General features: G+C 40.8%; 19 protein-coding genes. 9 read left to right on the forward strand and 10 right to left on the reverse strand.

Going from position 1 to position 26,213, the window contains the following annotated elements:
- Positions 1-50 precede the first annotated feature (50 nt).
- Positions 51-1,085, reverse strand: a complete 1,035-nt coding sequence (locus tag FHK88_RS09390) for an RluA family pseudouridine synthase (RefSeq protein ID WP_227430551.1) — start codon at positions 1,083-1,085, stop codon at positions 51-53.
- 481 nt (positions 1,086-1,566) lie between these two features.
- Here FHK88_RS09390 and FHK88_RS09395 point away from each other — a divergent pair, with 481 nt between their 5' ends.
- The 9 genes from FHK88_RS09395 (at position 1,567) to yfaE (ending at position 15,981) form a co-directional block, all read left to right on the forward strand.
- Positions 1,567-2,784: an outer membrane protein assembly factor BamD gene (locus FHK88_RS09395; protein WP_227430552.1), complete on the forward strand. Its 1,218-nt coding sequence runs from the start codon at positions 1,567-1,569 to the stop codon at positions 2,782-2,784.
- Positions 2,785-3,024: 240 nt separating this feature from the next.
- Positions 3,025-5,229 carry a DNA primase gene (locus FHK88_RS09400; RefSeq protein WP_227430482.1) on the forward strand — a complete coding sequence of 735 codons (2,205 nt, stop codon included), beginning with the start codon at positions 3,025-3,027 and terminating at the stop codon, positions 5,227-5,229.
- Between the two features lie 560 nt (positions 5,230-5,789).
- Positions 5,790-7,688, forward strand: a complete 1,899-nt coding sequence (gene rpoD, locus FHK88_RS09405) for an RNA polymerase sigma factor RpoD (RefSeq protein ID WP_227430483.1) — start codon at positions 5,790-5,792, stop codon at positions 7,686-7,688.
- Positions 7,689-8,259: 571 nt separating this feature from the next.
- The gene (locus FHK88_RS09410; protein WP_227430484.1) at positions 8,260-9,987 is read left to right on the forward strand and encodes an FAD-dependent oxidoreductase; all 1,728 of its coding nucleotides are present in this window, start codon (positions 8,260-8,262) and stop codon (positions 9,985-9,987) included.
- Positions 9,988-10,328: 341 nt separating this feature from the next.
- A complete protein-coding gene (locus FHK88_RS09415) occupies positions 10,329-10,685 on the forward strand; it encodes a YbeD family protein (protein ID WP_413680486.1) in 357 nt (118 codons plus the stop codon).
- A gap of 414 nt (positions 10,686-11,099) precedes the next feature.
- A complete protein-coding gene (gene nrdA / locus FHK88_RS09420; protein WP_227430485.1) occupies positions 11,100-13,376 on the forward strand; it encodes a class 1a ribonucleoside-diphosphate reductase subunit alpha in 2,277 nt (758 codons plus the stop codon).
- Between the two features lie 228 nt (positions 13,377-13,604).
- Positions 13,605-14,456: a hypothetical protein gene (locus tag FHK88_RS09425; RefSeq protein ID WP_227430486.1), complete on the forward strand. Its 852-nt coding sequence runs from the start codon at positions 13,605-13,607 to the stop codon at positions 14,454-14,456.
- Between the two features lie 34 nt (positions 14,457-14,490).
- Positions 14,491-15,624, forward strand: a complete 1,134-nt coding sequence (gene nrdB, locus FHK88_RS09430) for a class Ia ribonucleoside-diphosphate reductase subunit beta (RefSeq protein WP_227430487.1) — start codon at positions 14,491-14,493, stop codon at positions 15,622-15,624.
- A gap of 78 nt (positions 15,625-15,702) precedes the next feature.
- Entirely contained in the window at positions 15,703-15,981 is a 279-nt protein-coding gene (gene yfaE, locus FHK88_RS09435) for a class I ribonucleotide reductase maintenance protein YfaE (RefSeq protein WP_227430488.1), read from the forward strand.
- A gap of 3 nt (positions 15,982-15,984) precedes the next feature.
- Here yfaE and FHK88_RS09440 read toward each other — a convergent pair whose 3' ends face one another.
- The 9 genes from FHK88_RS09440 to FHK88_RS09480 all read right to left on the reverse strand — a co-directional run bounded on the left by FHK88_RS09440 (position 15,985) and on the right by FHK88_RS09480 (position 26,005).
- Positions 15,985-16,524 carry an endonuclease V gene (locus FHK88_RS09440; protein WP_227430489.1) on the reverse strand — a complete coding sequence of 180 codons (540 nt, stop codon included), beginning with the start codon at positions 16,522-16,524 and terminating at the stop codon, positions 15,985-15,987.
- 101 nt (positions 16,525-16,625) lie between these two features.
- Positions 16,626-17,534 carry a hypothetical protein gene (locus FHK88_RS09445; protein WP_227430490.1) on the reverse strand — a complete coding sequence of 303 codons (909 nt, stop codon included), beginning with the start codon at positions 17,532-17,534 and terminating at the stop codon, positions 16,626-16,628.
- An 8-nt stretch (positions 17,535-17,542) separates the two neighbouring features.
- Positions 17,543-17,806, reverse strand: a complete 264-nt coding sequence (locus FHK88_RS09450) for a hypothetical protein (RefSeq protein WP_227430491.1) — start codon at positions 17,804-17,806, stop codon at positions 17,543-17,545.
- A 225-nt stretch (positions 17,807-18,031) separates the two neighbouring features.
- Positions 18,032-18,937, reverse strand: a complete 906-nt coding sequence (gene mmsB, locus FHK88_RS09455; RefSeq protein WP_227430492.1) for a 3-hydroxyisobutyrate dehydrogenase — start codon at positions 18,935-18,937, stop codon at positions 18,032-18,034.
- Between the two features lie 76 nt (positions 18,938-19,013).
- Positions 19,014-20,294 (reverse strand): enoyl-CoA hydratase/isomerase family protein, encoded by a 1,281-nt coding sequence (locus tag FHK88_RS09460; RefSeq protein WP_227430493.1) that lies wholly within the window; start codon positions 20,292-20,294, stop codon positions 19,014-19,016.
- Positions 20,295-20,365: 71 nt separating this feature from the next.
- Positions 20,366-21,166 (reverse strand): enoyl-CoA hydratase, encoded by an 801-nt coding sequence (locus FHK88_RS09465; protein WP_227430494.1) that lies wholly within the window; start codon positions 21,164-21,166, stop codon positions 20,366-20,368.
- 75 nt (positions 21,167-21,241) lie between these two features.
- Positions 21,242-22,408, reverse strand: a complete 1,167-nt coding sequence (locus FHK88_RS09470) for an acyl-CoA dehydrogenase family protein (RefSeq protein ID WP_227430495.1) — start codon at positions 22,406-22,408, stop codon at positions 21,242-21,244.
- Between the two features lie 27 nt (positions 22,409-22,435).
- On the reverse strand, positions 22,436-23,926 hold the full coding sequence (locus tag FHK88_RS09475; RefSeq protein WP_227430496.1) for a CoA-acylating methylmalonate-semialdehyde dehydrogenase: 1,491 nt from the start codon (positions 23,924-23,926) through the stop codon (positions 22,436-22,438).
- 60 nt (positions 23,927-23,986) lie between these two features.
- On the reverse strand, positions 23,987-26,005 hold the full coding sequence (locus tag FHK88_RS09480; RefSeq protein WP_227430497.1) for a propionate--CoA ligase: 2,019 nt from the start codon (positions 26,003-26,005) through the stop codon (positions 23,987-23,989).
- Positions 26,006-26,213: the final 208 nt, after the last annotated feature.

The following is a 26,213-nucleotide window of genomic DNA, read 5'->3' on the forward strand; positions in this document are numbered from 1 at the left end:
TAAGCGCCTATCTAACCCAAGCTACTATAGTAAGCTAAAATTTAGTTTATTTACCCTTCTGCCAATATTGATACCAATGCCTGCATATCCTCTGGTAGAGGTGCAGTGACCTCTATCTCCTCTCCTGTTTCTGGATGGATAAAACCTAGACAATAAGCATGTAAAGCCTGTCTTGGAAACTCTATTACCGCTTGGCGCTGTGCTACATCCAAACCAGAGCGAAGCTGAGACTTACTACCATAGACGGCATCACCAATAATAGGATGTCCAATATGACTAAGATGCACACGAATCTGATGTGTCCGTCCTGTTTCTAGACATACATCCAATAGACAGTAGTTTGCTGATAGCTCAGTAATCTCTTGAATATGCGTTACGGCGGGCTTACCTGTACCAATAACCGCCATTTTGGTACGCTGACTGCGATGCCGTCCAATAGGCGCATCAATCGTACGATGGCGCATCAAACTTGCCTGATCACCTGCCACCACACAACGGTAATGACGATATACACTTTTATCTTTTAACTGCTCTTGCAACTCTAGTTGAGCAGATTTGGTTTTACCAATAACCAATAGTCCTGAGGTGTCTTTATCAATCCGATGTACCAGCCCCGCACGTGGAAGCTGTGCTTGATTTGGATAATGATATAACAACGCATTGACCAATGTACCCGTTGGATTGCCAGCTCCGGGGTGTACCACCATACCTACGGGTTTATTAATAACCAAGACAGTATCATCTTCATAGATAATATCCAAAGCAATATCTTCTGGCTTGTCTTCACTATGACTCTCTATTTGAGCCTGTAGTTGCAACTGCTCATCTGCCTTAACTCGATATTTTGGCTTCACCACACTATCATTAACTGTTAATGCACCTGACTTTAGCCAGTCTTGTAATTGCGCTCGTGAAAACTCACCAAAAACTTGTGCAGATAGTTTATCAATACGCATACCTGCCTGTGAGGCAGTCACTATATGCAACAAATTCACAGATGCACTCTCACTCTCATTATTATCGCTATTAGGGTTATGCACATCATCATTATCATCTTGATTATGATGAATATAGATCTCATCCATATCCTCAATATCACCATCATCTAGATCATCTAATGATAAATCAGCATTATCATAACCAGCACTGTCGTACACGTCTGTCTTTACTTCACTCATGACTGCATCATACTTTTTACTCTGACTCATACAGATATTTTCACTATGTTATTATTTATTTCACCATGGACATATAAGCCACTTATCACCCAATGCCATCCAGTAGGATAGAAATAAGCGCTTACCCTATTCTACCGTACCAAACAAAACACCATATCAAACAGGATAGACGTTCAAGAGGGCATAGTGTATCATTATCTGAAAAGTGATAGCGTCACCAATTGCAAACTTTTCTCTCACGCTTTATTAAAATGACATGCTAAACTAACGCATTTCGATTATTACTTATTGGATAAATTCAGCATGCTTACCATTGGTAAGCTGTACTAAATCTGAGGATAGTGCCATCATGACCACAATTAAGCCCACCACTCATCATCGTAAAGCCATGCAAGTAATTACCATGACTCTAGTAGCAAGCTTAGGGCTAGGGCTGAGCGGATGCCAAACCATTAAAGGATTGACTGGTCAAGGTGATGATGAAACGGTCGCTACTGCTACTCAATCAGAGGCAAACTACTACCGTGATGCAACAGAAGCACTAGAAAAACAACGCTATCTACAAGCCACAACATCACTGTCTGAACTGCGTACATTTTTCCCAACTGGACGCTATGCTGAGCAAGCGCTGTTAGATCTAATGTATGCACAATTTCAAAGCAAAGAATATGCGGCCGCCGTAACCAGTGCAGAGCAGTTTATTCGCCTCTACCCCAATAATCCCAATATTGATTATGCCTACTATGTCCGTGGTGTTGCCAATATGCAAACCGCTTCAAGTGCATTACTGAACTTTGCTGGACTTAAACAAGCACATCGCGATACCTCATATTTACGCTTAGCATTTAATAACTTTCAAGAGTTAGTTACTCGTTTCCCAAACAGTATCTATGCCCCTGATGCAGCTCAACGCATGAGCTATATTTATAATCAGTTTGCAGAAAGTGAACTGACGGCTGCACGCTGGTATATCGAACGTCAAGCATATGTCGCTGCCGCTAACCGTGCTAAGTGGGTTTTCCAATTCTATCCTCTTAGTGAGCAAGTACCTGAAGCCATTGCAATTTTAGCTTACAGCAATGAGCAGTTAGGACTGACCAAACAAGCTCAAGAGTATAAAACACTGCTACAAATCAACTATCCTGAGTGGTTAAATAGTAATGGTAGTGTACGTCTAGCAAACACAAGTGGTCGTTCATGGCTAAATAAAATTACCTTTGGTCGTCTAGGACGTTCTACAGATACAGAGGCAGGAGCAACTGGTACTTATACTGGTGCAACCAAAACCCAAATCATCCAACAGGCAGCACAATTACAACTGCCTAATAACAACTCAGCTCAAGCACCAAGCAATCAAGTAAGTCTACCAGCTTCTAACCAACTTCGTAACGTGCAGTTTGGCTTAGGTCTACCAGAAACAGACAGCGAGCAAATCACCAGTCAAAGCAGTGCAGCTCAAGCTGCCAGCGATAGTATTGTTCAACCTGATAATGCACCTGCTATTCGCCAAACCACCACAGATGCAGATACATCCTTACCTTCCGTTGTGATTAACCCGCAATCATCACAACAAACAGAAGGCGCTAGTACACAAGAAGCTGAATAAGCCAATTAATAACCATTGTAATTTGCATATCAAGGGCATGAACATCTGTGAGGCAAAAGGTTGCTGAGCATTCATCTATAGAAAAGTAAGATGGATGCTCAACCACACCTAAAGCACATAAACAGATACTACACTGACTGCTATCTTGACATTTTAGCTTGTTGAAGCGTTATGAGTCACAGCCTCTAAGTACATTTGTTAATAAAAGTTTTGTTAATAGAAAATAGGCATGGTTAATATATGAGCATTCCCAATCATGTCCTCGACCAACTGTGTAGCCAAGCAGACTTGGTAAGTATCATTGGTAAACACACAACCTTAAAGCGTGCTGGTAGAGAGTTTAAGGGTTGTTGTCCATTCCATGGAGAAAAAACACCATCTTTTTATGTCAATCCACAAAAGAATGTCTATAACTGCTTCGGTTGTGGTGTCAGTGGCAATGCCATTAGTTTTTTACGAGACTATGAGAATCTAACTTTTAGCGAGGCAGTCAAAGAACTGTCACAACAAACAGGAATTGAGATTCCTGAAGATGATCGCCAAGAAGTGCATTATCAACGTCGCCCAGCCAGTCATAACCACACTGCATCAATACCACCCCAACCTAATCAACAAGTAGCCAGTACTGCTGCTGCAGACAGCTCACAAGTCAATACAAATGCTCCTTTTAATAATAGTCTTAATGAGAATGTTCCTATAGAAGCATATTATGGGCAACTTCCGTCTTCTAGCCCAGATATACCCGAAAACAGTTGGTACGATGCTAATGCAATGCTACCACCTGATAATGCCAATGACTATCCTCAAGACCCTCAATACCCCCAAAGCTATGGACTTGATTATCCAGCTTTTTCAGCAGATGCTATATATGCACCAGAATATTCAGCGCAATATTCGGCTGAGCCAATAAACATACAAACTGACGGCAATCTATATGAATTACTAGAGCGCATTCAAGCGTTTTATCAAAATAACTTATACACGCATACACCAGCCTTAGCATATTTTAAAAGTCGAGGCTTAACTGAGCAGACACTAAAAACTTTTGGTTTGGGCTATGCCCCTGCTGGCTGGCAACACTTAGAGCAACATTTTGCAGCTGATATTGAAGGTCTACGTGTACTCGGACTGGTTCGTACCTCAGAAAAAGGTAGAGAGTATGACTTACTGCGTGATCGAGTTATTTTTCCAATTCGAGATAACCAAGGACGTGTGATTGGTTTTGCTGGTCGTGCATTAGATAATGAAGTCAAACCCAAATATATTAACTCCAGTGACTCGCCTGTTTTTCATAAGCAACACGTGCTTTATGGCTACTTTGAGTCACGGCAACAACGTGCTAATGACTGGCTAGTTGTTGAGGGTTATATGGATGTCATTGCTTTATATCAAGCAGGTATCTATGGTGCCGTTGCTTCAATGGGAACAGCCGTCAATGAAAATCAAATCTCTCGTTTACTACAATTAAACCCGACACTTACCTTATGTTTTGATGGAGATGCTGCCGGACAAAAAGCTGCATGGCGCACCCTTGAAGTTAGCTTACCGATACTTAGCGATGATAAAGAGTTACGTTTTTTAAGTCTGCCGAGCAAATATGACCCTGATACCTTTATCCAAGCACATGGTACAGAGGCGATGCAAGCACAAATTCACTCTGCCATTCCCTTATCACAATACGTATTTGCCTATCTTAGTGAGCGCTATGACTTATCCTTAGCTGAAGGCAAAGCCAAGCTGATGGCACAAGTTCGTACCCTAACCAGCCAGCTTCCCAAAGGCTCAAGCTTTCGCTACCTACTTAACAATGACATCTATCAGCGTCTCGGTGGACGACGTAATCAAAAAACAGCCGCTCATGATGCCTTATTAGATTTTGACAGTGACATGACTGCCAGTGTGCAACTGGAACTATGTTTATTATTTGACCCCTCACAGCTCATGGAAGACCCTATACAGCGCATCTGGCAAAACTCGGGGGTTAATCAAATACCACAACCAACATCAACGCTTACAAATCACCATAATAACAATCAAACCCCTGTCAATCTTCCTCAACTGCCCTCTTGGCAAGCACTGGATAATGGTCGACTGGCTCAGCTAACCGCTATGATTAAACAGCTGATGCCGTTTTTACCTAAAGATACCAATGCTGCTGCTCATTTTATTTTGGCAAATCTGCCTGCGGGCTATCAGCAACAACTGGCTCAGCGCTGGCAAGGATTTTTTGACAGTCTAACGCAACGTGGCATTATTGATGTTGACGACTTGATAGAAGACTTGCTGGTCCAACTGTTACTGCAAGCATTGAGCAAACAGCTTACCGATGCCAAAAACGTTATCACACTATCGCACATTAATCGGCAACGCCAAACTTTAATAACATGGTTAAAAAAACAGCACGCAGAGCAGGTCAACAAAATGTCTACAGTCAATTCAAAGTAATACTACTAGGGTCTATTTACTAACCCTAGGGTCTGTTAAACATTCACCCCGTCAGGCTAATACCTACAAGGGATATAGCTACTTTTTACTTTCATGTAAAAATTGGCTAAATTTTTCCTATGAAGATGAATGTTCAACAGACCCTAGTTTGATAGCAAAAAGCACATAAGTGATAAACAAAAACTCATACATAGCTTTAAGTTATCCAAAATCTAGGGTTGAAAATATAAAAATAGACCCAATATCTAGCTAAGATATGATAGCAATCATAAATTGTGGTAGAATCTAGCACAATTTTTGTTGGTATATGACATGTCCTATAGTGATAGCCAGATGAACATATATGTTCTCAAGCATGACAACACTATAAACATGACAAACAACCTTATCATATCCAGACCAGACACCATCATAAAAACATCATTGCAATAACGAGGTATCATAGATTTAGGCTTTAAGCATTGAATCTACTTACGGTCTGTGATTTTTACAATTCATCATTTCAATCTAACTTATGGATACATAATCCGTTTCCATAACGATCATCAAAGCGAGTATTTATGAGCGATAAGGCAGCCTCTCAATCCACATCACAGCTAGCAACTCTCATCCAGATGGGTAAAGAACAAGGCTATCTGACTTACGCAGAGGTCAATGACCAACTGCCCGCCTCCATCACTGAAAGTGACCAAATTGAAGACATCGTCCAAATGTTGATGGATGTGGGTATCAAAATCTTTGAATCTGCACCTGATGACGATGACATACTAATGAGTGATGAAGCAGGTGATGATGATATGGCTGCTGATGAAGCAGCTCAAGTGCTTGCTTCAGTAGAAACAGAGCCGGGTCGTACCACCGATCCTGTACGCATGTATATGCGTGAGATGGGTACTGTTGACTTGCTAACCCGTGAAGGTGAGATTTCCATTGCAAAACGTATCGAAGAAGGCATTCGTGACGTACAGCATGCTATGGCGTACTGGCCTGGTACCGTACAGTTTGTACTTAGCGAGTATGAGCAGGTACTAGAAGGTGAGAAAAAACTGTCAGATGTGATTACTGGCTTTTTAGACCCAGAACTCGCCGAAGGAGAGACCACAGCAGAAGACGATGATGATGAGGATGCCTTACCCATTATCACCAAAAAAAGCACCATCAAAGATGATGACCTTGACGATGATGACGACGACGATAGCGACGACGATGATGATGATCTTGACGATGATACCGATGACAGCAGTGGTTTAGACCCTGAAGAAGTTCGTCAACGTATTGAGGAAATCCAAACATTATTTGATACTGCAAAACAAGCTTTAAAAGACTACGGACGTGGTAGCGTACAAGCTGAAGAAGCCTATGCACAACTGGCCGACCGCTTTATGCTATTAAAACTAAATAACCGCTTAGCAGAGCAAGTCATGGCAATCATGCACGATGTCTATGACGACGTTCGTAAACAAGAGCGTCAAATCATGCGTCTGGTTATTCGCCGTGGTAAAATGCCACGTGCTGAATTCCGCAAAACATTCCCAAGTAATGAGACTAACGTTGACTGGTTAGTTGACCGCATCAACGGTAAGCCCAAATTTGCAGAGACTTTAGCAAAAGTCGTTGATGATGTTATCGTATTACAGCGCCGTATTCGTGACCACGAAGACAAGCTCGACATGCAAGTACATCAAATGAAAGAAGTGGCACGCCGTATGGCAATTGGGGAGGCCAAAGCCCGACGCGCCAAAAAAGAGATGGTCGAAGCCAACCTACGTCTGGTTATATCTATCGCCAAAAAATATACCAACCGTGGTTTACAATTCCTTGACCTTATCCAAGAAGGTAACATTGGCTTGATGAAGGCAGTAGATAAATTTGAATACCGCCGTGGTTACAAGTTCTCAACCTATGCGACATGGTGGATTCGTCAGGCAATTACTCGCTCAATCGCTGACCAAGCCCGTACCATTCGTATCCCTGTACACATGATTGAAACCATCAATAAAATCAACCGTGTCTCTCGTCAATTACTACAAGAAATGGGACGTGAGCCAACTCCAGAGGAATTAGGTGAACGTTTAGAGATGGATGAAGTCAAAGTGCGTAAAGTGCTCAAAATCGCCAAAGAGCCCATCTCAATGGAGACTCCTATTGGTGATGATGAAGACTCACATCTAGGTGACTTTATTGAAGACCAGACCATTTCTAGCCCTGTAGAAGACGCTACTTCAGCAGGTCTACGTGAAGCGACGCGTGATGTACTTGGCAATCTAACTGAGCGTGAAGCCAAAGTATTAAAAATGCGTTTTGGTATCGACATGCCGACCGACCATACTCTAGAAGAAGTTGGTAAGCAATTTGATGTGACCCGTGAGCGTATTCGTCAGATTGAGGCCAAGGCACTACGTAAATTACGCCATCCTTCACGCTCTGAACACCTACGCTCATTCCTTGAAAATGACTAGGTCTTATTAAACGTTAATCATAGAAAAAAGCTGGGCATGGCTCAGCTTTTTTTATGAGTTTTATACCATGGTCACAGAAGACTAGAATATAGTCAACGAACTTTATAACTGTTACGGTGTTAGGCTCGTTTGCTGTGCTATCTGCACTCGCCTGCCTTGTACCAGCTTATAAATTTGCTAACTATAGATACAGGGCAATGATAAATGATACTAGGGTCCGTTGAACTTTCACTCCATTAGGCTAATGCCTGTCGCTATTTAGTCATTCTGTTATTATCTAAGTAAAATTTTACAATGCCTTAAACTAACCACACATATCCCTTGCATAGCATCAACACATACATAACTAAATAGAAAAAACTGAGAAAAATACAGCTCATATTATTAAAATATTAAAAACAGTAAAGTCATATAAATTGAAAATTAATCAAAGACGCGCTAAAAATACAATATCAATAAAAAATAGCGATATCTCTTATAGATATTAGTCAGTCGGAGAGAAAATGTTTCAACAAAACCTAATATCCTATAGCGACAACCACAAAAACATCCAATCCAATAAGGAGGCACTATGTCCCAAAACAATCAATTAAACGACTCTATACAATCACAAACAAAGAAAAAAATCCTGATAGCTGGCGGTGGTATTTCCGGATTAAGCGCAGCTTTTGAGCTTTCCGAAAACCCAGAGCTTGAGATTACCATCATCGAATCACGTCCAATATGTGGTGGTAAAATGACCGGCTACTTCAACCCAGAAAATCAACATTTTGAAGAGCACTCTATTCGTGCTTTAAGCTCAACCTATTTTTCACTATTCAACATCTTTGATAGAGCAAATCTATTACATATGCTAACTCCTGTCGATGATTACCAATTTTATCAAGGAGCAGTTTCAAGTAATACAGACAGTCATGTCACCGTACCACGTCAACAAGCCATTAGTCTACATACCATTGAATCTATGATTCATACATTTGGCTTAAACCGCAAAAATATGCTACAGCTGGTACAACGCATTATCCATCATGTTAATGCAAGTGAAGAAGCACGCCAAAAAATGGCATTTGAAAAAGCAGGTGATGTGCTTGGGATTGAGGATTTTGAACCTCATACAAAGCAATTTATCAAAAACTGGTTTGGCATTTTAACTGGCGCAAGAATGCACAGTAAAGCAGTAGACATCATGGACAGCTTCGTCTTAATGTTTCTACCCATGACTGAAGCGCCTGTTCTACCTGCAGGTAATGTATCCAAATCTTATTGCTTTAACCGACCAACATCAGAGGTCATCCATGCCTTAGTCGAAAAGCTACAAGCTCGTGGTGTCAAAATCATCACCCGAACACGCATAGTAAACTTACATCACCTTGATTCTGGAAAGATTCGCGTTGACCTTACTCAACAGTCTGTTTTGAGCCAAGCACATGACCCCACACATTCAGAGAATATGTACCATACTGATATCAACGTTGAGGAGCTACAAAAACAACACTTTGATGCAGCAGTGATGGCAATACCGCATCAGGCTATCTGGAGCATGGGGCTACTACCGCAAGTGAAAAAGCCTTTTAATGACGAATGGTCATTTGGTACACAATACCCACTAACTGACGTCCCAAAAGAGTTTGAACCTTTTTTGGGTAAATCCTATAATCTATGCTTTGATGCGCCTTGGAATATTGTCTTCCAAATTCAACATCAAAACGGGTTCTGGCAAGATGTACCTTTTCCTGAGAGCTACGGTTACAACTTATCGGCAACATGTAGCTCACCATTTAATAAAGGTACATTATTTGGTAAGCGCTTTATGGAGTGCACGCCAGATGAAGCCAAAGAAGAAATCTTATATCAACTTGGCATCACAGACACCCAACAGCGCCAAACCATTGCCCAAAGTGGTATTATCGACCCTATCAACCTACGTTATACTGATAACTGGCAATCATATACCGACTTAGAAACGGTTGAGATGGGCATATTACAAGACAATGGTAAGCGTTGGGTAAATCTAGCCCAAATTTATGTCCGTAATGCTGATGACGCTTTAATTGAAACAAAAACTCAATGGGATAATATCGTACTGGCTGGTGAAATCATATCCGTCACTGGTCGCTGGAAAATCCCAACTATGGAGCAAGCTGCAACTTCAGGAAAACAAGCTGCCCAAGCCATTCTTGACTACTGCAAATTACCAACTCAAGTCAATCTACAGACCTCCCAGTTAGAGCATGCGTCGCATTATAAATACCTTGACCTTTTAGTAACGGTATTAAATAAAGCATCTAAGCTGGTATAGCCTCGATGCAAAATACAATCAATACAAAGGTTAAAACAGACAAATGAAGGTGTCACTATTTTTATCAAAGCTCTATAAAAACTCCATCAAAGTAGGGTACGGTAATCCATTCAAAGATGTCATGACTTTATAGCCAGTGCATTTTACACAAAAGCAAAATAAGCTGTACTCCTTATCTTAGAGCGCACACAAGTTTGGAATATAAATTATTCCAAACTTGTTATTTTGTCTTGAAACATGACAGTTTGCCACTACATATATCTAGAGCTGGGCTGAATAATCACCACCTTAATCAAAGCAATTACTTTATTATTTTACTAGACCATACTTGGAGCATACCTATGAGTGACGATAAGAAAAAAACGACTACGCCTCTCTCCTCTCAACAACTCACAACTCCGACCACAATGACTAAAACAGCAACTGATATCCAAAACCCAGAACTTTGGGATTTCCCTATGGACTATCCCATGAGTATCATTGGACATGAAGGCAAACATGATGAACTGCTTAATGAAGTCTGTCTGATACTAGCAACACTCTTTCCTGATTTTGATACTGCCAGTATTGCCGTTAAGCCATCTCGAACTGGTCGCTTCCATTCACTACGGTTAAACTTATACCTAACAGAAGCACAGCAAGTCAATGACCTTTATAAAGCATTGGCTGATGCTGAGACTGTTCGTACTGTCTTATAAAAAAGCTTTTTGTGTGAACGGCTAGTTTATATTTTTTAGCCACCTTGATAACTACCTTTTTTGACTGATTTATCATCACAACTGTATCATGTGAATCCCTTCCAGTAGTTAGCTTTACCTATATTACTGGAAAAGTTTCAAAAGGTTTTTCCAGCATCTTCTAAACATAATATTTCTGAAAAATCAATCTAGCAAAAAAAGTTTTTTCACGTTATATTGTGTCTACTTATCCAGACATACCCTATATATAGTGCATTAGTGTTTTTTTACCCACCATGCGCTCGGGGTATTTCGTCTTTAAAATTAAGTCAGATAACAGGCAATACCGTCATCTAAGTGTAAGTGACTGTATAACAAACTATAAATAGTAGACAACCTTATCCCTATTATTCCGATAGCTGAATGGAGCATATAATGACACATATTGACCAAATCAAAGTCACCAAACGTAATGGACAGCTAGAATCCATTCAGTTAGAAAAAATCCATAAAGTCATCGCATGGGCTGCCGAAGGGTTAGACAATGTCTCTGTGTCACAAGTGGAGCTCAAATCACACATTCAGTTTTATGATGGCATCAAAACTCGTGATATTCATGAAACCATCATCAAATCTGCCGCTGACTTAATCTCAGAAGAAACCCCAGATTACCAATATTTGGCCGCACGTTTGGCAATTTTTCATCTGCGTAAAATCGCCTATAACCAATTTGAGCCACCGCATTTGTATGACCATGTCACTAAACTCACCAATGATGGCAGATATGATAAGCATATCCTACAAGACTACTCCAAAGCCGAATTTGATGAATTAAATGACTATATAGACCACTGGCGGGACATGAATTTGGCATATGCTGCTGTTGAGCAAATGGCAGGTAAATACTTGGTACAAGACCGAGTAACCAAAACGGTTTATGAAAGCCCACAGTTTTTATATGTACTCGTTGGTATGTGCTTATTTGCCAACTACCCCAAAGATGAGCGTATGAGCTACATCAAACGCTTTTATGATGCAGCCTCAACTTTTAAAATCTCGTTGCCCACACCAATTATGGCAGGTGTACGTACCCCTTCACGTCAGTTTAGCTCATGTGTGTTAATTGAATGTGGTGACAGCTTAGACAGTATCAATGCTACCACCAGTGCCATTGTGCGTTATGTATCACAGCGGGCAGGGATTGGCGTGAATGCAGGCAAAATTCGTGCTTTGGGTAGCCCAATTCGTAGCGGTGAGGCTCAACATACTGGCTGTATCCCCTTTTATAAACTATTCCAAACAGCGGTCAAATGCTGTTCACAAGGGGGTGTACGTGGTGGTGCAGCGACCTTATTTTATCCACTATGGCATTTAGAAGTTGAATCATTATTGGTACTCAAAAACAATCGTGGCGTGGAAGATAACCGAGTTCGTCATATGGATTATGGCGTGCAGATTAACAAACTGCTTTATACCCGCCTTATCAAAGGTCAAGATATTTGCCTGTTTTCACCTTCGGACGTTGATGGCTTATATGAGGCATTTTTTGCTGACCAAGATGAGTTTGAGCGTCTATACCACCAATACGAACAAGACGAAAGTATTCGCAAACGCCATATCCCTGCCGCCGAGCTGTTTAGTCTGATGATGCAGGAGCGAGCCAGTACAGGGCGGATTTATATCCAAAATGTTGACCACTGCAACACTCACAGCCCGTTTAATCCTGAGCTTGCTCCCATCCGCCAGTCTAACTTGTGTATGGAAATCGCTCTACCCACCAAGCCACTCGATAACATCAATGATGAAAATGGCGAGATTGCCCTTTGTACCTTATCGGCGGTGAATTTGGGTAAAGTCGAAGATGTCAGCGACATCGAAGAACCTGCCGAACTTATCGTGCGTGCATTGGACGCTCTACTCGACTATCAAGATTATCCTGTAAAAGCAGCAGAAAATGGCAGTAAAAAACGCCGAACTTTGGGCGTAGGGGTGATTAACTTTGCCTATTATCTGGCGAAAAATGGCACAAAATATTCTGACCTTGCCGCACTTGGTTTAACACATAAAACCTTTGAGGCATTGCAATATTATCTACTAAAAGCTTCTAACAAATTGGCGCAAGAAAAAGGGGCATGCCCTGCCTTTAATGAGACTACCTATTCACAAGGGATTTTGCCAATTGACACGTATAAATCTGACCTTGATAGCATCTGCCAAGAGCCGTTGCATTTAGATTGGGAAGGATTGCGTACCGATATCAAAACACATGGCTTGCGTAACTCGACCCTTACCGCCTTAATGCCTTCTGAAACTTCCAGTCAGATTGCCAACGCCACCAATGGTATCGAGCCACCTCGTGGCTTGGTATCCATCAAAGCGTCCAAAGATGGTATTTTAAAACAGGTCGTTCCTGATATTGACAAACTTAAAAACCAATACGAACTATTGTGGCAAATGCCTAATAATGATGGCTATCTAAAACTGGTTGCCATCATGCAAAAATTTATCGACCAAAGCATTTCTGCCAATACCAATTATGACCCCAGCCGATTTGAGGGGCAACGTGTACCAATGAAGGTATTGTTAAAAGATTTGCTAACCGCTTATAAGTTAGGGGTTAAAACCTTGTACTATCACAATACCCGAGATGGGGCTAATGACGCTCAAGCAGATATGGATGATGGCTGTGAAGGTGGGGCGTGTAAGTTGTAGGAATTAAAATACAATATTATCACAATGATTTAGTTTTTTATTTTGTAATAACTAATGATGAGGTGAAATAAAACGAAAGTTTAATATAAAAAACACTTATGCAAAAATATATTATACTAAGCTATTTTTAATAACTTTAGTAAATATATTGATAATTATGGAACATATTTTTTAGCAGTTATCTTTTAATAAAGATAATTTCCACATCTGTATTAGAGAGAATTTATTATGAGCACCAATGAAATAAATATACAAGAAATTCAAAATATGTCTAGAGAATATATCAATAATTATAATAATAATGCAAAAGCTATTGATATTTTCAAATTAGATATATCCAACGATTGGGTCGTTGCACATTGCCTATGTATTTTAGATTTTATTAAAGTATTAGAGCAATCCAATCCCACAGAAAAAGTCCAACTTGAAAGCGAGTTTATTCGTGAGTTTCAAGATTTCAACATATCTTTATCAAAAATAAATGGCATAGATCCAATTTATACACCTTCTCAATCTACAGAAACAGTAAGTCATATTAGCTCTATACAAGCATTAAATAGTGCTGAAAAAATTTTAAAACATCCAAAATATGAAACATATCTATCTTTAGAATATCAAAAAGAAATCGTACCCTTTATGATACGCCAAGCTATAGAAATTAAAATAATACAAGAAATGCTTGGTGTAGATTACAGTTATAAAAACAATAATACGCAAAGAGAACTCCTTCTGATAAATTTAAGTAAATATATTGATTTTATAGAACAAGACAATAATCATCTATTCCAATTACCATCCACAGATCTTATCAGAAATATAGATTATGTAAACAAGTGGACTAATAATTTTATACATACTGGGATACGCTCATTTTCTTGGATAAAAAATACAGCAATAGATATTATTCAACCCTTATTTCAAGAAAGTGCGCTCTATAATAACTTTCGTTCTAATAACTTTATACAAGATAGAGATAACAAACTGAAAAATTATTTCAGAAACCTTCCCACAAATCGTTTCAGAAATGTAGAATTTGAATATTTAGATGAAGAAGAAAAAACTTTTATATCTAAAAAATAAATATTTTATTAAGCTAAAGGTATATTAACATCCTATGACCTACTCCATCTTTTGCCAAATCCCAAATAACGCCCTAACCGAACCGATGTTTTTCGGACAGCCAGTCAATGTCGCCCGATATGACCAGCAAAAGCATCCAATTTTTGAGCAGCTTATCGAAAAGCAACTGTCCTTTTTTTGGCGACCTGAAGAAGTGGACGTCTCTCGCGACCGTATGGACTTTGGTAACTTATCCACCCATGAGCAACATATATTTTTAAGCAATCTAAAATACCAAACCTTACTCGACTCCATTCAAGGTCGTAGCCCCAATGTCGTGCTGTTGCCATTGGTATCTATTCCTGAACTTGAAACATGGATTGAAACATGGTCATTTTCAGAAACCATTCATTCACGCAGTTATACTCATATTATTCGTAATATTGTCAATGACCCAAGTCGTGTCTTTGATGATATCATTGCCAATGAAAATATCTTACAACGTGCCAGCGATATCGCTCGTTATTATGATGACCTTTACCAAAACTCACAGATTTATAGCTTATACGGGGCAGGCACACACACCATTAACGGTCAGCAAATCACAGTCGATTTAACCTCCCTAAAAAAACAGCTTTATTTGTGTTTAATGGCGGTTAATGTACTTGAGGCAATTCGTTTTTATGTGTCATTTGCTTGCTCATTTGCTTTTGCCGAACGCAAGCTGATGGAAGGCAATGCCAAAATCATCAAACTGATTGCTCGTGATGAGGCACTGCATTTAACCAGTACCCAACATATGCTGAACATCTTACGAACTGGCAGAGATGATCCAGAGATGGTACAAATCGCTGAAGATTGCCATGAGCAAAGTATCGAAATTTTCCGCACCGCCGCCGAGCAAGAAAAAGCATGGGCGGGCTATCTATTTAAAGACGGCTCAATGATAGGCTTAAATAAAGACATTTTATGTCAATATGTAGAATATATCACCAATTTGCGTATGGAGGCGGTGGGCTTACCTGCAATCTTCCCTAATGCCAAATCCAATCCCATTCCATGGATTAATACGTGGCTATCTTCTGATAACGTGCAGGTCGCCCCACAAGAAACCGAGATTAGCTCTTATTTGGTTGGGCAAATTGATGCGGATTTATCAGACAGTGACTTTGATGACTTTGAACTGTAATGTTTAAACAGTAGTATCTAAAAACAAAAAACCTCTTAACCAGCTGTCGCCATACAAATAATGAATAGGTATCCTGTTATGGCATGGATTATTACATCACAGACTCGATTTTACTTACATGAAGGTGAGACTTTACTTGCAGGGTTATTGCGCACCGGTCATGATGTTAATTTTCAATGCCAAGCAGGGTACTGTGGCAGTTGTCGTGTCAAGCTTGTCTCATCATCACATCCCGTCACTTATACACAACATCCTTTAGCCATGCTCGAAGATAACGACATACTCCCCTGTTGCTGTCAGGTCACAGGGGTTCTGACTATTCGTACAACATCTGACCATACACTGAATGACTCTTAGCCCTTAAAGCTCATACTGCCGACCTAACCTATCCACATAAGTCACTATCGTTGGTATGCGATGCTCACCTGCCAGCTTTGACACCATATCTTTGGCTTGTAAGGTGTCTATACCAATACTGGTCACATAAAGCGGGTGCTTACTGTGCCCTCGCCATACCGCATACTCATCACTGATGTCACAAAATTGATTTTTAGCGATACCAATGATGGGCTTTTTATCATTGAGATGGTCGTATAAATATTTGCCTAATCCTGCCTTTTGTACCCCGTCTAACCATACATAACCGTCGATGATAATCACATCATAAGGCTGGCTAACCTGCTCAATCAAAGCCAATAGACATGGCATTTCTCGTTTATAAAACTGCCCTGACTCATAAGGGGCGACATCGCTGACAGTGGTTTGGTATTCGGCTAATATTTGGTTTTGCTCAATGCCTTGAAAGCGAACGCCAGCTACATGGGCAATTATTTTGCCATTTTCTTCTTGGTAATGAACATCCAGTATTAAGTAAGCTAATTGTTTGATTAGATTTATCAAAAAAAATTCCTGTGTAATATTTATCTTGGTAATACCATTGACCGTTATTTTTAGTTAAAAGTGTAGATTTTAGTCTATACATAGTTAATGTCGTATCTTTATCAATATACAATATTAATATGGGGTAAAACGGCTTTAAGACTCTCTATCTGCTCTAAGGATGTTTCTTTATCTAGAAACATTTCTCTAAGAGAGCTAAAAAATTGTGTGTTACTAAAAACATCTAAATCCTTGAGACCGTCCAGACCACTAATATAAATTTTCTCTACATGACTGAAGCTATTGTTTGTCAACCATATACAGAACAACTTGTCTATCATATCTTCACTAATGCGTAGAGATACAAATTTATCAAATACAAAATACCGATAGCTCTCTATTAACTCATACATTTTTGGCAAAGGAACTGGACAGTCAAGGTAGTTTCTTGAGTTAAGGATATTACCTATGATTGTTAATCCACCTAGTCTGTTTGTTTTTGGTATATACTTGATAGAAATATCCTCAAGTTGATTGGTTTCTTTACAAGTTTTACCATACCCAAAAGTTACATATTCTTGACTGGTATTCGAATAATTAAAGCCTGATTGATCATAGTCGTATCGAAGTTCAAACATGGATGGTTCATAGGGATTTGTCCACCACATAATTTGATTTTCTGTTTCGCCATTTTCAATGGTATAGATTTCTCTTTCGCAGATACCTTTATCAAAGGTATATGACATACCTTGATATAACTTACCTTGATAAAGTTGTGGTATCGTGCCACAACCATATTCATCTAAGTCCTCATTACAGAATCCTGTAGAGTCAATACTAATAGGTGAAGGTAATCCTATCTGACAAGGTGAGATATAAGGTAAACCAATCTCACCTTCTCTAACTTCATAGGCTTCTAACTGATTATTAGGTTTATCAAAAAAAACAATGCCTGTGTAAAGCTCATCTTGATAATACCATTTGCCATTGAGCTGGGTTAGCAGTGTTGATTTAAGTCGTTTTAAATACATATTATCTCTCATCCCGATGCAAAAGAAGCTTTTTCAGGCAATATATTATCTTTTCTATAACTTTTACCTACAGCTACCATTGCTCTTTTATATAATGACTTCTTCGCATTATGCCCAATATCTTCAATTAATAAAAACGTCCTCTCAAAGTCAATGTTTTCCAGCTCATATTTTCTTAGTGCAAATATTCCATCTTTGATGCTTGAACCATTATAGAATCGATATATAGCAATATCTTCATTTTCAAATACTTTTTCTACGTTAACATACATGATATATCCCAGTTTTCAATACTTAGTAGACAAGACTTAGTAGACAAATTACCAGTCCCATTCTTTATTTTTAATCACATCATCTACATCCTCAGATATTTGTATCAAAACTACCATACCCAATAATTTCATCTAAACAAGGATAAAACATGCGCCCATAAAAAAAGCTGAGTATATCACCCAGCTATTTTATCCACACTTGTTTTAAAAGCTATCCTAATCGCTCTACTTTGATAACACGCTCTCATCATAATCCGCCATAATACTAGAAAAATCCGCATCGGCATGGCTTTGGCTGTGTTTATCATATAACTCAGTGGCTTTTTGCCCCATCGGCAATTCAACGCCTGTATCTTTGGCAGTTTGCATGGCAAGATTTAAATCTTTAAGCATCAGTTTACTCATAAATCCGCCCGTATAACCACGGCTAGATGGCACATTTTCCATCACGTCAGGGTAAGGGTTATATACCTCTAGCGTCCAGTTACGCCCTGAGCTTTGTAGCATGATATCGGACAATACTTTGGGGTCAAGACCGTTTTTCACCCCCAGATTCAAGGCTTCTGCCGTACCACTCATCAAGATACCCAATAGCATGTTATTACAGATTTTGGCGACCTGCCCTGCCCCATGCTCTCCTGCATGAAAGATATTTTTACCCATGTTTTCTAAAATGGGCTTGGCTTTATTAAATGCCGACTCATCACCACCGACGATAAAGGTTAATGTGCCTGCTGCTGCTCCTGCTGTGCCACCTGACACTGGCGCATCTAAAAAGTCAATGCCATGCTCACAAGCCACTTCTGCAACTTCCCGAGCATCTGCTGCGGCAATGGTACTGCTATCAATCACTAATGTACCTTTAGGCAGGGTAGCCAGTAAGCCTTGCTCACCCTCTTGCCCCATATAGACAGACTTAACATGCTTGCCAGCAGGTAGCATACTAATCACCACCTCGGCATTTTCACATGTCTTTTGCACACTATCACAGGCGGTTGCCCCTGCTTGTTGTAGCTGATTCATGGCATCGGCTGATAAGTCAAAAACTTGTACATTATGCCCATTTTTAACCAAGTTTTGTGCCATGGGCGCACCCATATTACCCAAACCAATAAATGCAATTGTTGTCATATCTTACTCCTTGTTGTTTTCAATATATTCCTTTAAATATCTAAATATCAGTCCTGTTATAAACAATCTATACAGGTTAACCTTTTACCCACTTATTACCCCATGCGCTATCCGTCAACCAAGAAGCAAAGGGATGATTTTCACCATACGGATTGCTAAAGTGGGATTCAATATATGCTTGCCCATCGCTAGTTAAGCAGTCAGCAAGGGTTTTTGACCAGTTGGGGGATTTGTCTTTATCAATGAGTAATGCCCGTACCCCTTCTTGAAAGTCAGGTTTATCCGCACAGTGGGTAGCAACATTGGCTTCTAAATACAACACCTGCTCTAATGATAAATCTTTGACTTTATAAAATAATTCATAAGTCAAAACAGCAGTGACAGGACAGCCATGACGATAGGTTGCTAGGGCTTTTTGAGTCCATTTATCTGTCATAAACCCATCAATCAATGCACTGTCTAAGCCCATACCATTAACAAGCTGAGTAACAAACTGAGTTAACTTATCATCATCTTGCAATAACGCATCAATATCTGCCAAACCACCAACATTCATCAAGGCATGAAGCACTTGCCAATATTGTGCTAATTTACTGGCAGGCATTGCAGGTTTATTTTGCGCAGTTTGGCTGAGTGTAGCAAGGGCATGGCTGGTGATATCATGGGCAGTTTGGCTATTTTGATCTTCAGTAACAGATGACCAATTGGCATTGCTTAAGGCTTTCACCACCTCATCATAGCCCTCACTAGCAATGGCATATTCTGCCAAATTGGCTAGCATGGCATCACTACCCTGACACATTGCCCCAGTTAAGCCTAAAAACAGACCCATTTTTGCTGGCATACGTTGTAAAAACCAACTGCCTGTCGCATCAGGGAATAAACCAATGGTAATCTCTGGCATGGCAAAACGGGTAGTTTCGGTAACGATACGGTGACTACAGGCTGCCATCAGTCCCATACCACCACCCATAACGATACCATTTCCCCACAAAATCAATGGCTTAGGATAAAAATGCATTTGTCGATATAGGGCATACTCACTACCAAAAAACTCCTTGGCATAAGGGTTTGGTAGCGGTGGGTTTTCACACATGCTGTCATAGAGCTTGCGAATATTCCCTCCAGCACAAAATGCCTTATCACCTGCCCCACGCAACATAATCGCCACAATGCTACTATCCTGCTCCCATTGACTCAACTGCTCAGATAAGCGTCGGCACATATCCACACTGAGGGCATTTAAGGCTTTGGGGTCATTTAAAGTTAATATACCCAGTTTAAAGCCGTCATGAGTGGGCTGAGTGTCAATAAGAACACAGTCTTGCTGGGTGTTTTGTTGTGCTGTATCTGTCATACGTTTACCTAATTATTGTCTATACGCTATCTGGTGATTGCAATTATTAAGATTGTATCAAGGCTATTTTTTTATTTATTCTGCCAAACTGGCTGACGTTTTTCTAAAAACGCATTAACCCCTTCTTTTTGGTCTTCGGTATCAAACAGTTTTACAAACTGTTCACGCTCATTAATTAAGTTTTTGGCAGGGGCAGTATGGCGTGCTGATTGAATCAAACCTTTACTAAAACTAACGGCAACTGGAGATTGCTTAGCAACTTTGCTGGCAAGTGCCTGTGCTGTGCTTAGCCCTTCACCCTTTGCCACCACCTCTTCAACCAATCCAATACGTAGAGCGGTATCAGCATCGACGCGCTCACCACATAAAATCATGCGTTTTGCCCAACCTTCACCGACCAGCCAAGGTAGGTTTTGTGTACCACCTGCACAAGGCAATAAGCCCACACTTGCCTCTGGCAATGCCATCACTGCATGCTCCTCAGCGATACGGATATCACAGGCTAAGGCACATTCTAGACCGCCACCCATGGCATAGCCATTGATTGCTGCAATACTGACGCCTCGATAGTTAGATAAGGCTTCAAACGCCTCACCAAAAGCCACCGCCATACTAATGGCATTGCCCTTATCACCATCAGCAAACACATTTAAGTCTGCCCCTGCTGAAAAAAACTTTTCACCATCACCATGTATCACCAACGCATAAACTTTATCATTAGCATTTAAATCACTAACCAGTTGTTTTAAAGCATTTAGACTATCAAATGTCCAAGTATGTGCTGGTGGATTGTTTAGGGTGACGGTTGCCACACTACCGTCAATACTGACATCAAGATTGGTATAGTTAGAGTTAGAGTTAGATTGAGTCATGATATGTCCTTATATGATTGAATCTCTATGTACCTATTTTTGAATACCTACTTTTAACGCCTATTATTATTCCTGCTATCTTAAAGTTGATAACGCCTCATCTTTAAGCATATTACGAGAGACAATGACCCGCATAATCTCATTGGTACCTTCTAAGATTTGATGCACCCGTAAATCACGTACATGACGCTCTAACGGATATTCATTAAGATAACCATAACCGCCATGTAGCTGTAAGGCTTGGTTGGCTACATCAAAGCTCAAGTCAGTCGCCATACGTTTTGCCATCGCACAATATGTCGTTGCTTGTGGGTCTTGTTGGTCAACTTTAAAGGCAGCAAGACGTATCATTTGCCGTGCAGCGATGGTTTGGGTCAGCATATCTGCCAGTTTAAACTGCACTGATTGTAGCTTAGCAATGGGCTTGCCAAACTGGCTACGCTCCTGCACATAAGCACAGGCTGTCTCCAACGCTGCCTGAGCGGTACCTACCGCACAGACACCGATATTAATACGCCCACCATCCAAGCCTTTCATAGCAAATTTAAAGCCTTCACCTTCAGCCCCCAAACGATTGGCAACAGGTACTTTGACATCTTTAAAATGAATGGTTCGCGTTGGTTGTGCTTTCCAGCCCATTTTATGTTCATTTTTACCATAGCTAATGCCCTCACTATGAGCATCAACAACCAAAGCACTGACACCTTTTGCACCTTCACCACCTGTACGAGCCATAACGACCAATACATCAGTTGAGCCTGCCCCTGAGATAAAGGTCTTTTCACCATTTAGCACATAGTAGTCTGCATCATCAGCTTTCACCGCTTTGGTGGTAAGTGAAGCCGCGTCTGAACCTGCATTTGGCTCAGTCAGACAATAGCTTGAGAGCCATTCACCACTTATCATTTTTGGTAGAAAATGACTGCGTATTTCATCACTACCAAATTCACCAATCATCCACGACACCATGTTATGGATACTGATATAAGCAGCAACGGCGGTATCGCCCCATGCCAACTCTTCAAAGACCAAAGCAGAGTCTAAACGAGGCAAACCCAAACCGTCATAATCAGGATTGGTATATAACCCCAAAAATCCCAAATCAGCCGCTTTTCTAATCACATCAATGGGAAAATGTGACTCTCTATCCCACTCGGCCGCCTTAGGCTTTAGCTCTTTTTGGGCAAACTGGCGGGCAACTTGTTGAAATGCTTGCTGGTCTTCGGTCAAATTAAAATCCATGTTTTCTCACCTTGTGCAGATTTCTATTTATTTCATTGAGATGGTGGTATTTACTTTACCTTTGCTGGCTTCATCATCAAACCAACGTGCAGTGACCGTTTTGGTCTGAGTATAGAACTGTACCGCTTGCTTACCATAAGGCCCTAAGTCACCCAATTTACTGGCACGTGAGCCTGAGAATGAGAACATAGGTAATGGTACAGGAATTGGCAAGTTAATACCGACTTGACCAACATCAATGTCTTGCTGGAATTTATGTGCTGCTGCCCCTGACTGAGTGAAAATCGCCGTACCATTACCGTTTGGATTGGCATTGATAATCTCAATCGCTTCTTCTAAGCTATCAGCATGCATCACACACAATACAGGTCCAAAAATTTCTTGGCTATAAATCTGCATATCCGTGCTGACTTTGTTAAAGATGGTTGGCCCAACAAAGTTACCTTTCTCAAACCCTTTAACCACCAATCCTCGACCATCTAAAATCAGCTCTGCCCCTTCATCTACACCCGTTTGAATCAGACGCTCAACCCGCTCTTTGGCAGCAGGTGAGATTAACGGCCCTAAATCCTTATCATGCTTGCCAGCAGACACCACTAAGCTCTCTGCTTTGGCTTTAATATCCTCAATCCACTCTTTAGCCTCACCGACCAAAACGACTACTGACAATGCCATACAACGTTGACCTGCTGCCCCAAAGGCTGCCCCTGCAAGTTGATTCAGTGTTTGCTCTTTGTTGGCATCAGGCAGAATCACGGCATGGTTTTTTGCTCCCATCATACACTGTACCCGCTTGCCTGCCTTACCAGCACGTTCATATACGTGTGTACCAACACGCGTTGAACCCACAAAGGATACTGCTTTAATATCAGGGTGGTCACAGATGGCATCAACGGTATCTTTACCGCCATGTACCACATTCAGCACCCCTTTGGGGATACCTGCTTCAATGGCAAGCTCTACCAAACGCATAGTCACCATTGGGTCTTGCTCAGAAGGTTTTAAAATAAAGGTGTTACCCGTGGCAATCGCCATTGGGAACATCCACAGTGGAATCATCGCAGGGAAGTTAAACGGGGTGATACCTGCACACACGCCAAGCGGTTGCCAAATGCTATAAGTATCCACACCCGTAGCGACATTTTCGACAAAATCACCGATTTGTAAGTTAGCAATACCTGCCGCATGTTCCACCACTTCTAAACCACGGAACACATCACCACGTGCATCAGCAATGGTTTTGCCTTGCTCAGCAGTCAAGATTTCTGCCAACTCATCCATATGCTCACGGATAAGCTCTTGGTATTTTAAAAAGATTCTTGCCCGAGTGGTAATCGGTGTTTTACGCCATGTTTTAAACGCTTCTTTGGCGGCTGCCACTGCTTCATTGATTTCATCTTGGGTAGTCTGCGGTACTTTAGCGATGACCTCTTGGGTAGCAGGGTCAGTTAAATCTAGCCACTGACTGGTTTTTGAATCGATAAATTCACCATTGATGAGTTGTTTAACTTGTTGCATAAGACTTCCTTATCTAATAAATTTAGCTTGTTGATTTCATAGTTTTAGTAAATAGTTTAACTAATAATTTTTAATTGCCAACTTCACTGCTTCAATTGCCGTTGGGTCATCAAGGGTTGACATATCGCCCGTTTCTTTACCTTCTGCTAAAGCACGAATGGCACGGCGTAGAATTTTACCCGAACGAGTTTTGGGAACGGCTTTAGGGAAATAAACAGCAGCAGGACGTGCAATCGCTCCCAAAGACTTCACCACCTCACCAATGACTTGTTGCTCCACACGGAAGCGACTTTCGGTAGTCTCAACCAATGAGTGGTCTTTTAACACACAAAATGCGACTGGTAACTCACCTTTTAGCTCATCATGAATACCCACTACCGCACATTCAGCAACTTCATCATGACCACTAATCGCTTCCTCTATCTCTTGTGTACCTAAACGATGCCCTGCCACATTAATCACATCATCGGTACGTCCTAAAATATGATAATACCCGTCAGCATCAACTTGTGCATAATCTGAAGTAGAATAGCGAGTGCCATCAAACAAGCCAAAATAAGCATTGATAAAGCGCTCATCATTACGCCATACGGTAGATAAACACCCTGGTGGTAATGGTGCAGTAATCGCCAGCATACCTTTTTCACCTGCTTGACAGGCTTCACCTGTTTCTTCATTAATCACCTTCGCATCATAGCCATACATTGGATAACCTGGTGAGCCTTGTTTATGCGGCTTGTGATCAAACTTAGCAACGTGGCTTAAAATCGGCCAGCCTGTTTCGGTCTGCCAGTAATGATCTAAAATTGGTACACCCAAATGTCCAGACAGCCATTCTGCCGTTGGCTCGTCTAATGGCTCACCTGCTAAGAAAAACGCCTTGACGCTAGAGACATCATAACGAGTCATCCACATTTCATCTTGTTTTTTGAGCATACGCACACCTGTTGGTGCGGTAAACAAGATATTCACCTTATTTGCCTCGACAATTCGCCACCAAATACCGGGGTTTGGACGATGCGGCAAACCTTCATACATAATACTGGTCATGCCAGCCAATAATGGTGCATAAATGGTATAAGAATGCCCCACTGCCCAGCCAATATCCGATATTGCCCAAAAGGTCTCGCCTGCCTTACCGTTATAAACATAGTCAATCGAGGTTGCCAGTGCTACCGCATGTCCGCCAGTATCACGTTGTACTCCTTTGGGTTTACCAGTCGTGCCAGAAGTATATAGTAGATACGATGGCTCATTGGACTCAAGCCACACAGGCTCAACTCTAGCCTTATTCTCATGACTGATTTTACGCTGCTCAGCATAATCAATATCTATCGCATTAGGTTTATATGGCATCACACCACGGTCAACCACCAATACATGCTCAGGTTTCACATTGGCTTGCTCTACTGCTTGATTAACCAAATTTTTATAGTTAATCACTTTACCACCACGCAGCCCTGCATCAACGGTAATTACCATTTTGGCTTGAGCATCATCCATACGTACTGCCAAATTGTGTGCTGCAAAGCCACCAAATACCACCGAATGAATCGCTCCAATACGTGCACACGCCAGCATTGCATACGCCGCCTCAAGTATCATCGGCATATAAATAACCACGCGATCGCCTTTGCCAACGCCATAACGCTGTAATACATCGGCAAAGTAATTAACCTCTTTATATAAGTCATTATAAGTTAGGCGGCGTTTGGCATAGTCTGTATAAAACTCGACACTGTTGCCTAATCTTTTAAAAGCATCAGCAACATCAGGATGATTGCTTAGCAATTCTTGGTTTATCTCAGAGGATACCCAAATCAGTGCATCTTGCTCCGCACGGTCTGGCAAGTGACGATCAACACAGTTATAGCACAGGTTGGTTTCACCACCGACAAACCATTTGGCAAAAGGTAAATTAGAATCATCAAGGATTTTATCAGGCTGTTTGTGCCAATAAATACGGCGAGCTTGTCCGCCCCAAAACCCTGCACGGTCATCAATGGAATGTTTATAAAGCTCTGAAAAATTTTGATAGGTAGGTAAAGTAGTTTCTTGCTGGGGTAACTGTTGTGTCATAGTCGCTTTCCTTAGCTTATTAATTACTGATTAACTAATCCATATCCATCATCAGATTACCAAAGTAATCTATTAATCATGATACAAATTGTATCATTTAATCCATATTTCAAATGTAGCAGAGCTTAGATAAAAGGTCAACTAGGAATATCTATATTCCTAGTAATTTATATACATCATATATCAGTCACTTTTATCATCATACACT

This window comes from Psychrobacter sp. I-STPA6b, from assembly GCF_020662265.1.
Classification (GTDB): domain Bacteria; phylum Pseudomonadota; class Gammaproteobacteria; order Pseudomonadales; family Moraxellaceae; genus Psychrobacter.